The organism is Hydrocarboniphaga sp., from assembly GCF_028291725.1.
Taxonomy (GTDB): domain Bacteria; phylum Pseudomonadota; class Gammaproteobacteria; order Nevskiales; family Nevskiaceae; genus Hydrocarboniphaga.
This window is the reverse complement of record NZ_JAQGNT010000026.1, coordinates 115,732-127,755: the sequence shown is the minus strand read 5'-3', so window position 1 is coordinate 127,755 and position 12,024 is coordinate 115,732. Positions and strand designations below refer to the sequence as shown.

Below are 12,024 nucleotides of genomic sequence, written 5' to 3'. Positions count from 1 at the left end.
TCCGCGCCGATGTTGGGGTTCGCTGCGCTCACCCCAACCTACGGCAGCTACGGCAGTTGGTGTGCCTTGAACTGCTCGCGCAGCTTGAGCTTCTGCACCTTGCCAGTCGCGGTATGCGGCAACTCGTCGACGAAGGCGACGTCGTCCGGCGTCCACCATTTGGCGATGCGGCCTTCGTAGTGCGCGATCAGCTCCGCGGCGGTGACGCTGGCACCCGGGCGCCGCACCGCGACCAGCAGCGGCCGCTCGTCCCACTTCGGATGGGCGACGGCGATTACCGCGGCCTCGGCGACCGCCGGGTGGCTCATCGCGATGTTCTCCAGGTCGATCGAGCTGATCCACTCGCCGCCGGACTTGATCACGTCTTTGGAGCGATCGGTGATGCCGATGAAACCGTCCGCGTCGAGTGTCGCCACGTCGCCGGTCGGGAACCAGCCGTCGACCAGCGGGCTGGTCTCGCCCTTGTAGTAGCGGTCGATCACCCAGGGGCCGCGCACCATCAGGTCGCCGAAGGCGACCCCGTCGCGCGGCAGGATCTTGCCCTCGCCGTCGACGATCTTGGCCTCGACGCCGAACACCAGGCGCCCGGCTTTCAGCTCCAGCGTCCGGCGCTGCTCGGCCGGCAGGTCCAGATGTTTTTTCTTCAGCGCATTGACCGCGCCCAGCGGCGACATTTCGGTCATGCCCCAGCCCGACTGCAGCGTGACGCCAAGCTCCTTCTGGAACGAATCGAACAACGCCGGCGGACAGGCCGAGCCGCCGACCAGGCAGCGCTTCAGCGTCGGCAGCTGGCTGCCGTGCTCGCGCACGTATTGCAGCATGCCGAGCCAGACCGTCGGCACGCCGGCGGAGAACGTCACGCCCTCGTTGGAAAACAGCTCGCAGAGGCTGGCACCGTCCAGCGCGGCGCCCGGCAGCACCAGCTTGAACCCCACCAGCGGCGCCGCGTACGGAATGCCCCAGGCGTTGACGTGGAACATCGGCACGATCGGCAGCGCCACATCGCGCGCCGACAGGTTCAGCCCATCCGGCAGCGCAGAGGCATAAGTGTGCAGCAGCGTCGAGCGATGCGAGTACAGCGCGCCCTTGGGATTGCCGGTGGTGCCCGAGGTGTAGCACAGGCACGCGGCCTGGCGCTCGTCGAACTGCGGCCATTCATAGTCGCCGGTCTCGGCCGCGAGCAGATCCTCGTAGCAGACCAGATTCGCGATCTTCTGCGCCGGCCGGTGCGCGGCGTCGGTCATCGCCACCCAGGTCTGCACCGTCGGGCACAGCGGCGCAAGCTTCTCGACCAGCGGCGCCAGGTTGATGTCGAAGCACAGCACGCGGTCTTCGGCGTGGTTGATGATCCAGGCGATCTGTTCCGGGAACAGCCGCGGATTGACCGTATGAATCACCGCGCCGCTGCCGGAGATCGCGTAGTACAGCTCCAGGTGGCGATAACCGTTCCAGGCGAGGGTGCCGACCCGATCGTCCTGCTGCACGCCGAGACCGGCCAGGGCCTGGGCCAGCTTGCGCGCACGGATGCCGATCTCGCGCCAATTGCTGCGGTGAAAACGCGCCGCGCCTTCCGCCGGCTCGACCCGCCGCGACACGATCTCGGTGTCGGCATGGCAGCCTTCGGCATGTACCAGCAGGCGGCTGATCAGCAGGGCCTGCTCCATCATCTGTCCTTTCATCGCGCTCCTCGCTCCGGTTTCCAGGTTTTTTTCTAGGTTTTGTTTTGCCGTCTATTCCTGACGCCAGCGTAGCCCGGCGAGGAAGCTGTCCGCAGCACCCGCCAGCGGCAGGCCGCCGACCCAGCGCAGTTCATCCTGCTCGTACACCAGGGGCGTGCGCCGCCGCTTCCACGGCGGCACGCCATGCTCCTGAAACAGGTTCTTCAAGGCGCGATGAGGTCCGCCCGGATGCATCACGATGCTCTCGCCACCGCGCGCAAAACAGACGCGAACCAGGCCTTCGCCACACTCGCTTGCCAGCGCTCCGCAAGCCGCCGGCAGCTGCAAAACCTCGCGGCCGTCCCAGTCGGCCGCCCAGTCGCCGGGCTCCCCGCCCAACGACGGCAGCATCCATAACACGTCGCGATAGCGGCGCAATTCACCGCCGGGCCAGGCCAGCAGCGGTGTCGCGTCGGCCTTGGCCATCAGCACATCGTCCAGGCGCAGCAGCACCGCGTATGGCGGCGTGGACAGGCCTCGCGCCTGGATGCACCGGCGCAGCAGGTTGCGCCGCCGCGCCGGACTCAGCGCGAGCAGCGCGCCGCAGGACAGGCCGGCACCGGTCGCGCACACGGCGGCGTCGATATCGGCGAGTTCGTCGAGCAGATCATCGGCCTCGGCGCTCAGATCGGCGCTGCGCGCCAGGTTCTGCGCGGCGGCCGGCCAGCGGTCGCGCAGCAGCGGGCTGATTTGCCCTCGCAGCCACGAGCGCTCGTAGCGCGGGTCGGCATTGTGAGGGTCCTCAATCCAGCTCAGCTGCCAGGCGCGCGCATGGGCTTCCAGCTCGGCGCGGGAGCGGCTCAGCAGCGGCCGCCACAGCCAGCCCGGCTCAAAACGCTGCAGGCCGCGCATCGCCGCCAGCCCGCGCGGCCCGGAACCGCGCAGCGCGCGCATCAGAAAGGTTTCGGCCTGGTCGTCGAGCTGATGCGCGGTCGCCAGCACGTCGTCGCTCGACATCGGCCCGCGCAAAGCCTCATACCGGGCGCGGCGCGCGGCGGCCTCCGGGCCGGAGGGATCGTCTGCATCGATCCGCACCCGCAGTACCTGCAGTTCGACATCCAGGCGTTCGCATTGCGCGGCGCAGTGCGCCACCCAGTCATCGGCGACCGACTGCAGGCCGTGATGCACGTGCAGCGCGCGCGGCTCCGCCACTAGGCCCTGACGATGCAGCCGGCTCAGCGAATCGAGCAGCACGAGCGAATCGAGGCCACCGCTATAGGCGACCCACAGACGACGCGCGCCGGCTGGCAGCGGCGCATCGACAAGCATCCGGGCGGGGTCGAACGGCATGGGCGGCATAATATGACGCCGCCGAGGCGGCGTCCGACCAGCGCGCAGTCAGGATGCCCGCGCTAGGCTGGTGCCACTTTCAACATTGGCTTCAACGCAGGAGTAGCGGGTGAATCGCTTTGGAATCGCGTTGGTATTGCTGATATCGCTGCTCGTATCGCTGCCCGGCAGCGCCGCGTCCGCCGCCGACAAGCCGATGGCCGTCTGGTTCTACGCAGACTGGTGCATGAACTGCAAGATGATCGCGCCGAAGATCGCGCAAGTGCAGCCGGAGTTCGAGCAGCGCATCGACTTCGTCAAACTCGACGTGACCAACGAGGAACGCAAGGCGGCGACACGAGTCCAGGCCCGGAAGCTGGGCATCCTGCCGCTCTACATGTCCAACCAGGGCACCGGCTGGCTTGCACTGATCGACACGCAGGGCAAACAGGTCGGTGAACTGCGGCATTTCATGAGCGTCGACGAGATGCGCGCCGCCTTGACCCAGCTCGCGGCGCCGGCGACCCCGACCCCGCAAGCGACGCCTTAAAGTCGGCAGACGACGCTTCAGGGCGTGATCGTCATCGTGTAAGAGCGGGCGACGCTGTCGCCCGCCGTATCGCGGGCCTGCACGGTAAAGGAATGCGTGCTGCCGTCCGCCGTCTGTGGTTCGGGAGTTCCGGCGATCACGCCGCTGGTGCTATCGATGGAAAGCCCCGTCGGCAGCCGGCCGCTGGCCATCGACCAGGCGGGCTCGCCGAGCCCTCCCGTCAATAAGAGAGTCTGCTGGTAATAGCCGCTGGCACTGGCGGCGGACAGGCTGCTGGTCGAGATCGCGATTCTGTTGTCCGGGTGCGTCGCACTCAGGCGATAGAACGTCGCCTGCCCACCGTCGGTGCCGCTGCTGCCGCTGGCCTGCACATAGGCGCCAGCCTTGAAGTACAAGCCGATGTTCCGCCAGGACGGATCGATCGTGTACTGCAGCGGCGTGCTGCCATTCGCGCTGAGCGACAGTACGCCGCTCGATACGGTGATGCGGTAATAGAAAGCCTTGTCGAGCGCCAGACCGGTGGCCAGCGTGTACTTGATCGGGCTGCTCGAAGTCGGTGTCGGATTGATCAGCGCGGTGAGCTTGCCGCCGCTGCCCTCGAACTGCAGCTTCACCAGCGGCGCAACGTCGTAGCCATGGATCTGGCCGACGATCACTTTGCCGCTCGTGCTCGGCACTTGGCTGACCTTCAGATTGGCTTCGAGCACCGAGTTCGTCGCGTCGCTCCAGTTGGTCGCGGCACTGGCCGGATCGAGCGTCTCGCGCAACTCGGAGCGCGGATAGTGCGAGCCGTCGGTGGTGGCGCCGTTGACCGGCGCCCAGAACACCATGCCGCCGTCGGCCGCGGTGTAGAACATTGGCGAGCTATAGCCTTGCAGATCCTTTACTTCCGCCGCCGTGCCAGTAATGCCGCCCGCGTCATCGACCGGCAGGGTCAGCTTCCAGTGCGACAGATCGAAATTGCCCGAAGGCGGCAGACTCGAATCAAGATCGGCACGGGCCGGCAGAACGAATGCGAGCGCCGTGGAGAAAAGAATCAGGCATCGAACAACCAACTGGCCGCGCTTACCTCGGCGGCCCGGAAACGACAGCATCATCGGATAACCTCCCTGTCGCGACGCGGAGAATCCGCTCCGTCAAGGAAGTTTCAGCAAAATCCGTGAAATCTCGGCGGCACCGGTCCGTACCGCAGAACCGCTCGTCGGACTCGCTATCGGAAACGCTCGACAGGCCCTAGTGCTTGGTCTCGTAGGCGCCATAGGACATCAGGCGCTGATACCGATCCGCCAGCAGCTTGGTCATCGGCTGGGCGCGCAGGCGCTCCAGATTCGCGACCAGGCGGTTCTTCACCGCCATCATCGTCGCCGAGTAGTCGCGATGCGCGCCGCCCAGCGGCTCGGCGATGATCTCGTCGATCAGCTTGAACTCGTACAGATCCTTGGCCGTCATCTTCATCGCGTCTGCAGCCTCGCTGGCACGCGAGGCGCTCTTGAACAGGATCGACGCACAACCTTCGGGAGAGATCACCGAGTAGATGCTGTGCTGCAGCATCATCACGTGGTCGGCCACGCCGATCGCCAGCGCACCGCCGGAGCCGCCTTCGCCGGTCACCGTCGCCAGGATCGGCGTGCGCAGCTTGGACAGCTCGAACAGGTTGCGGGCAATGGCCTCGGACTGGTTGCGCTCTTCGGCGCTGATGCCGGGGAACGCGCCGGGCGTATCGATGAAGGTGATCACCGGCAGATTGAAGCGCTCGGCCATCTGCATCAGACGCAGTGCCTTGCGGTAGCCCTCGGGCATCGGCATGCCGAAGTTGCGATAGACGCGCTCCTTGGCGTCGCGGCCTTTCTGCTGGCCGATCACCATCACCGCGCGGCCATCTAGGCGCGCCATGCCGCCGACGATCGCCGGGTCGTCCATGTAGTGGCGGTCGCCGTGCAGCTCTTCCCAGTCGGTGAACAGCGCCTTGACGTAGTCCAGTGCGTAGGGCCGCTGCGGGTGGCGTGCGAGCTGCGCGACCTGCCAGGGATTGAGCTGGCTGAAGATGCGCCGCGTCAGCTCCTCGCTCTTGACCTGCAGGCGGGAGATTTCTTCGGTCAGGTTGACTTCGCTGCCGGCGGTGGCGAAGCGCAGTTCTTCGATCTTCTGCTGGAGATCGGCAATCGGCTGTTCGAAATCGAGATAGTTCAGGTTCATGCGCAGGTCCGGTCGATGACCCTGGCATCCTAACATCGACCGGGGCGGAATCGAACCGTGAAAGCCTTCAGCCGACGACCGTCGGTTTCTGTCGTCCCGGTTCGAGCAGCCGCAGCAGCCCATCGCGGCAATCGAAAACCGTCACCGAAGCGTTGTCCGGGCGATATCCCGACAAGCACTCTCCTCCTCCCGCCAGACCGTGCAGCGAATTGATCGCGACAAAATGCGTGAACACCACGCAATCACTATCCAGGCTCGTCAACAACTCGCGCAGGCCCTGCCTCCAGCGATCCAGCCTTGCCGCGTAGCCCGGCTCCCAGCTCTCACCGTTGAGCGCGGCTTGCGCCCAGGTACCGGGCAATACCCGCTGCAGCCATTGCGTTCGCGACAACCGATCGGAAACCGGTGACGGAAATTCGATCGCCGCGGCTTCGATCCGCGGCGCTGTGTTCCATAGCGCCGCCAGCGGCGCCACGGTCTGGCGGCAGCGCCTCAGCGGACTGCATAACAGCGGCAACATGGCCGGCAGGCGCAGCGCGAGCTGATCCGCGACCGCGAGCGCCTGGGCACGGCCGGCCGGGTCCAGGTCCGGATCGGTATCGCTATCGGCAGGCGCGCTGACACTGCCATGACGGACTAGGTAAAAGCGCGGCATCAGCCGGCCGCCAGCAGGCGGTCACGGCCGGCCGCGTAGGCACGCCGGCCGCCGAACGACAAGGCCGCGGACAGCAGCAGCATCGGCGGCGCGGCAATGGCCAGCGCCTGGCCGATGCGCCGCGGGTCGTGCAGCAGGTAGTCGCCGATCAGCGCGATGCAGGTCGGGCCCAGGCCCAGGCCGATCAGATTCACCACCAGCACGCCGAGCGCCGACGCCGTGCCGCGCATCCGGTTCGGCATCAGCTCCTGCAGCGTCGCCGGGCCGCAGCCGATCACCATGGTCACGAACAGCGTCGCCGGCGCCAGCAGCGCGAGCGCGGCCTGCGGTGTGGACATCAGCGGCGCCATTGCGATGAAGGGCGCCGCGGCCAAGGCGGCACAGCCCATCAGCGTCAGGCGGCCGGCCTTGTAGCCTCGCGCCACCAGCGCATCGCCGCCCAGCCCGCCCGCGATCACGCCGAGCACGCCGAAGATCAGCACCACCAGGCCGTAACTGCGGCCGGCCTGGACCGCCGTCCAGCCGTAGCTGCGGATCAGCATGCTGGGCACCCAGGCATTGGTGGAGTAATTCATCATCGCGGCGAACGACATTGCCAGATACAGGCAAACCAGGCTGCGCGCGTGTTGCCGGAAATAACGCAAGACCTCGGCCAGCGGCGGCCGTACCCGCGCGCCGGCGCCGCGCCGCGCGGGCTCGCGCAGGCTCGCGATCCAGGCCGATACCAGAAGGCCGGGCACCCCAACCGCCAGGAACACCATCTGCCAGCCATGCAGCCTGCCCAGCAACGGCAGCACGAAGTCGCGGTCCTTGACCTGCGCGATGACCAAAGCGCCGAGCAGCAGCGCCAGCCCGCCGCCGATATAGACGCCCATGCTGTAAAGCCCAAGCGCGAGCCCGAGCCGGCGCGGACGGAACGCATCGCCGATCAGCGAATAGGCGGCCGGCGTCAGCGTCGCCTCGCCCAAGCCCACGCCCATGCGGCACAGCAGCAGGGCCGGGTAACTGCGCGCCAACGCGCAGCCCGCGGTCATCAGGCTCCACAGCGCGATACCGGCCGAAACCAGGCGCAGGCGGTGGCCGGAATCGACATAGCGCCCCACCGGAATGCCGCCCAGGGCCAGCAGCAGCGCAAAAGCGAAACCCTGCAGCAGGCTCACCGCCGTGTCGCTGATCGCGAGGTCACGCTTGATCGGCTCCACCAGCAGGCTGAGGATCTGCCGGTCCAGGAACGAGAAGGTATAGGCGACGATCAGCGCCAGCAGCAGATGGACCGCATGTCCGCTGCCAGTCTGCGTTTTCGGCAGCGGCTGGTCGCTCTCGATCGATGCGCGGGTGATGGTCTGGCTGTTCATATGGAAACTCCTGTTGCTCACTACCCGCCCTTGGACTGTTCATGTGCTGCTCACAACAGGCCATCGTCGGCCAGTCTGCGTTTGACGGCTGCGACTTCGGGATACACCGACTCCAGATCCAGCAGGCTGTGCGCGATCAAGCCCGGCGGCTCGATGATTCCAAAGCGATGCGCGGAATCGCTCAGCTGCAGGCTGGTCACGCCGACGCGCTTGTCGCCGATGTGTTCCTGCATCGCGTCCGGAATCACGAAAGCGGTCGACGGTACCCAGCGATGCTCGATGCCGGCATCGACGCAAGACAAGCTCTGGTGCGTGTGGCCACTGGCGACGAAGCGCAGATCGTGCCGCCGCAACCTCGCCTGCAGGCGTTCGGCCGCGGACGCATCAACGTAGCGGCCTCCTGATGGCGCACCGATGCGCAGCAGCGGCTTGTGCAGCAGCAAGCCCAGCGGGCCTTGATGATCGCCGAGCGCAGCATCGAGCCAGCGCCATTGACGATGCTCCTGCACGTCGCCCAGGCCCAGCAGCTGCGCATTGAGCCCCAGCAGCCGCCAGCGGCCGGCGTCGATGAGCCAGCAATCCTCGCCGAAAGCGGTTTGCCAAGCCTGCATCGCTGCCGGAGTCGGTGCATCGCCGACGTCGTGATTGCCAGGCAGCAGGCGCAGCGGCATCGTCAAGCCGTCGAGCATAGCGGCCGCATGCGCAAGTTCGCTCGCGTCATGCTCGCCGTCGGCACTGACATCGCCCAGATGCACGACCAGGTCAGGCTGCTGCGCTGCTATCCAGCGCCACGCGCAGACGAAATTGGCGTTTAGCGACGGCCCGCGCGGACTTAGATGCGTGTCCGATAACAAGACGATATTCATGCCTCACCAGACATAACGCAGGCGCGCGTAGCCGCTGCGTCCGGCGACGCCGAACGGTGCTTCCTCACCGTAGACGTAAGCGCCGCCGAAAGTCGCGAAGGAGACCTTGTTCGGATCTTCCAGCGCATCGGGATAAACATCGCCGACATTGAGCACGCCCAGCGTCAGATCCAGCCCGGATGCCAGCTGCGCGGCGACCGACAGATCGACCACGGTCTTGGCGCCGAAAGTCTGCGGGTCCTTGATCGGCGCATCGGTGTACTCGCCGAAGCGCGTCGCCTGCAGTTGCAAGGTCCAGCGATCGTGGACCAGCTCGGCGAACAGCGAGGCCTTGCTCTCGGGCTGCGCCTCGGCCAGCAGCAGCTGCGCGTGCTGGCCCACCAGCGTCAGCGACGGAATCAGCGGATTGCCGGCGACGCTGCGGATGCTCGTCGGCGAGCGCTGGTAGGCCAGGCGCAGCGATCCACGCGTGGCCGCGCCGAGTTCGGCGCTGTACTTGCCGCTGATCTCATAGCCCTGGGTGCGAGTGTCCAGCGCATTGGTGAAGAACGCCGCCTGCTGCACGTTGCTGATGCCGGCCTGCGCCAGCGCGGCGTTGACCGCGGCGCCGCTGAGCGCGTCGCTGAGTGCGATGCGCCGGTCGATGTCGGTGCGGAACCAGTCGGCGGTCAGCGACAGCCGCGGCAGCGGCGTCAGCACCAGGCCCACCGAACGATCCTTCGACGTCTCCGGCTTCAGCGGACTCGCGCCCAGCGCCTGTGCAATCGGATCGCTGGCCTGGAAGGTGCCGACATTGACGAAACTCTTGTTGGCGCCATTGGCGATCGTGCTGATCGAGTTGTAGTGCTCCTGCTGCAGCGAGGGCGCGCGAAAGCCGGTGCCGAGGCTGCCGCGCAGCGCCACCCATTCCACCGGATGCAGCCGCAGGCTGGTCTTCCAGGTGGCCTTGCCGCCGAAGTCGCTGTAGTGGTCGTAGCGCAGTGCGCCACCGACATCGAGCACCTGCAGCGGACGCAGTTCGACGTCCGCATAAGCCGCGTGCGAGCGCCGCGAATCGGCCACCGGCACATGGGGATTGAAACCCGGAAAACCTTCAGCGCCTTTGGCTAAAATCGAAGCCGCTTCGCCAGGCACCAGTTCGTAGTTCTCGTAGCGGAACTGCGCGCCGAAGGCGAGATTGCCGCCGGCCGGCAGCTCGGGCAGCGGGCGCGTCAGCGACAGATCGATCACGTCCTGCAGATATTTCGCGCTGCCGGCATCGAAGTCGACGGGACTATCCAGCCCCAGCGCCGCGTTGGCGCTGTGGTGCACCTCGAAGTCAGCGCCGGAATAGCCGAAGACGTTGCCGACATCGGCGCGCAGGCCCGCCGGCAGGTCGAAGCGCAGACCGGTGTTGCTGCCCACGTCCACGATCACCGGATTCACTTCCGGCAGAAAGCCGTCCGGATACAGCGGCGAGGTGCCGGGCGGACGGAAATTGGGCGCGTTGCGGCTGTCCTTGCGCGACAGCAGCAGGTCGTCGTAAAACTCGGCCTCACCCAGCGGCAGCCGCAGCGATGCCGCGCCGTTCAAGTTGATCGCTCGCGGATCGCCGATGCGGTAGGTGTGGCGGCCATAGCGTTGATCGACGTCGGAACGGTCGGTCGGGTCCTGGTAGGCGGCTTCGCCGGAAACGCTGATGCGTCCGCCCTCGCCCAGCGCGAAACCGCGGCTGAAGCTCGCGTCGGCGTTGCCGCCGTCGCCCTGTTCGGTCGCCCCGCCCTGCAACTGCGCGATGCCGCCGGAGTCCTCGGATTTAAGGATGATGTTGACCACGCCGGCGATCGCATCCGATCCGTATTGCGCGGCGGCACCGTCACGCAGCACCTCCACACGCTCGATCGCAGCAACGGGAATCGTGCTCAGATCGAAAGGCGCGGTGCCGCGGCCGACCGCGAAGTTGACGTTGATCACCGCGCTGCTGTGCCAGCGCTTGCCGTTGACCAGCACCAGCACCTCGTCGGGCGACAGGCCACGCAACGTCACCGCGCGCGTGTTCGCGGCCGAGGCCGTGGTCTGCGGCCTGGGATAATTGATCGAGGGATCGGCAAACTCCAGCGCGCGGCCCAGATCCGCATAGCCGCTGGCAATCAGTCGCTCGCTGGAGATGACCTCCACGGGCGAGGCCGATGCCAGTGCGGTACGCCCCGGCGCACGCGTGCCGGTGACCACCACCGTTTCCAGCTGCACGCCGTCCCCGGTGGCCGGCGCCTCCTGCGCACCCGCGGCCGCACTGCACATCGCCGTGGTCAATAACATCACACCGCGCTTCAATCCTGCCTGCATACCCGCTCCCCTTGATGAATGCACAGGCATGCTGGTTGCGCGGCAGGTGAGCGGCAATCACGGAAAAGGCAAGGCCGATTGCAAAAAAGACAATGCGGGAAGTGCGGGCAACAGCGCGCAGTGAGCCGCGCGCGCAAGGCGCGCGCTATTGCGAGACGACCAGCTTCAAACCCTCGCGATTCGATTTCTCGCGCGCCGCTTCGGCCAGCAGCCAGCGCCAGAAAATCTGCACCGCCTCGTGGCGGCGAAACTCGGGCAGCGCCGCCACGTAGTACGCGCCCGGCATCGCCAGCTCGTTCTCAAAAGGCCGGCGCAGTCGCCCGCTTGCCAGAAAACCGTCGACCAGTGGCGATACTCCGAGCGCCAGGCCCAGACCTTGCGCCGCGGCCTCGTACATCACCATTGCGCTATCGAACAACACCGGCTCGCGACGTGCCGGCGACAGGTTCTGGCGCGCCAGCCAGCCACTCCATTGATCGGCCGGATGAGTCAGTTCCAGCAGCGGATACTGCGGCACCGATTCGATCTGTTGCGGCGCGGCGCGGCCGTCGAGCAGCTTTGGCGCGGAGACCACGAAGGCGCTCAGATCGAACAGCTTGCGCGATTCGAAACTGGCCCAGTCACCACAGCCGAACAGGATGCGCACGTCGACCGCGCCGCCGATCAGATCGACGCCGTCGGCGCAGGTCTGCAGCAGCAGTTCGATGCCCTTGGTCTGCTGGTAGAAGCGCGGCAGCCGCGGCACCAGCCAGCTCAGCGCGAACGACTGCGACAGGCCGACCCGCAGCGAACGCCGGTCCGGGTCCGGCGCCATCCACTCGGTGGCCGCGCGCATCGCCTCGAAGCTCGGCTGCAGACGCTGCAGGTAGCGTTCACCGGCGACGGTCAGCGTCGGCGACGATCCGGCGCGATCGAACAGCCTGACACGCACATGGTCTTCGAGCGTCTGGATGCGGCGCGAGAACGCCGCCGGGCTCAACGCGAGTTGCGCCGCCGCATCCTTGAAGCTGCTGGCACGGCTGGCGACGATGAAAGCCTCGATGGCTCCCCAGGGCGGCGCGCGGCGTTTCATAACAAAAGACCCGATGCA

The 12,024-nt window shown here is 66.8% G+C and carries 10 protein-coding genes; 1 reads left to right on the top strand and 9 read right to left on the bottom strand.

What is annotated here, in order from left to right; all coding sequences use genetic code 11:
• Positions 1-47: 47 nt before the first annotated feature.
• Together JWQ90_RS07295 and tilS are read right to left on the bottom strand one after the other, a co-directional pair.
• Entirely contained in the window at positions 48-1,679 is a 1,632-nt protein-coding gene (locus JWQ90_RS07295) for a 3-(methylthio)propionyl-CoA ligase (RefSeq protein ID WP_299691424.1), read from the bottom strand.
• A gap of 51 nt (positions 1,680-1,730) precedes the next feature.
• Positions 1,731-3,017: a tRNA lysidine(34) synthetase TilS gene (tilS, locus tag JWQ90_RS07290; RefSeq protein ID WP_299691421.1), complete on the bottom strand. Its 1,287-nt coding sequence runs from the start codon at positions 3,015-3,017 to the stop codon at positions 1,731-1,733.
• Between the two features lie 100 nt (positions 3,018-3,117).
• Here tilS and JWQ90_RS07285 point away from each other — a divergent pair, with 100 nt between their 5' ends.
• Positions 3,118-3,537 (top strand): thioredoxin domain-containing protein, encoded by a 420-nt coding sequence (locus JWQ90_RS07285; RefSeq protein ID WP_299691418.1) that lies wholly within the window; start codon positions 3,118-3,120, stop codon positions 3,535-3,537.
• Positions 3,538-3,554: 17 nt separating this feature from the next.
• On the opposite strand, the gene JWQ90_RS07280 is transcribed toward JWQ90_RS07285, so the two are convergent.
• From JWQ90_RS07280 to JWQ90_RS07250, 7 genes are all read right to left on the bottom strand, one after another.
• Positions 3,555-4,634 carry a polysaccharide lyase family 7 protein gene (locus tag JWQ90_RS07280; protein ID WP_299691414.1) on the bottom strand — a complete coding sequence of 360 codons (1,080 nt, stop codon included), beginning with the start codon at positions 4,632-4,634 and terminating at the stop codon, positions 3,555-3,557.
• 136 nt (positions 4,635-4,770) lie between these two features.
• Entirely contained in the window at positions 4,771-5,733 is a 963-nt protein-coding gene (locus JWQ90_RS07275; protein WP_299691411.1) for an acetyl-CoA carboxylase carboxyltransferase subunit alpha, read from the bottom strand.
• Positions 5,734-5,800: 67 nt separating this feature from the next.
• Positions 5,801-6,388, bottom strand: coding sequence for a histidine phosphatase family protein (locus JWQ90_RS07270; RefSeq protein WP_299691408.1), 588 nt, complete (start codon positions 6,386-6,388; stop codon positions 5,801-5,803).
• Entirely contained in the window at positions 6,388-7,743 is a 1,356-nt protein-coding gene (locus JWQ90_RS07265) for an MFS transporter (protein WP_299691405.1), read from the bottom strand. Before JWQ90_RS07265 ends, JWQ90_RS07270 begins: the two co-directional genes overlap by 1 nt.
• A gap of 50 nt (positions 7,744-7,793) precedes the next feature.
• Positions 7,794-8,609, bottom strand: a complete 816-nt coding sequence (locus JWQ90_RS07260) for a metallophosphoesterase (protein WP_299691402.1) — start codon at positions 8,607-8,609, stop codon at positions 7,794-7,796.
• Positions 8,610-8,612: 3 nt separating this feature from the next.
• The gene (locus JWQ90_RS07255) at positions 8,613-10,934 is read right to left on the bottom strand and encodes a TonB-dependent receptor (protein ID WP_299691399.1); all 2,322 of its coding nucleotides are present in this window, start codon (positions 10,932-10,934) and stop codon (positions 8,613-8,615) included.
• Between the two features lie 145 nt (positions 10,935-11,079).
• Entirely contained in the window at positions 11,080-12,006 is a 927-nt protein-coding gene (locus JWQ90_RS07250) for a LysR substrate-binding domain-containing protein (RefSeq protein WP_299691396.1), read from the bottom strand.
• Between the last annotated feature and the right edge of the window lie 18 nt (positions 12,007-12,024).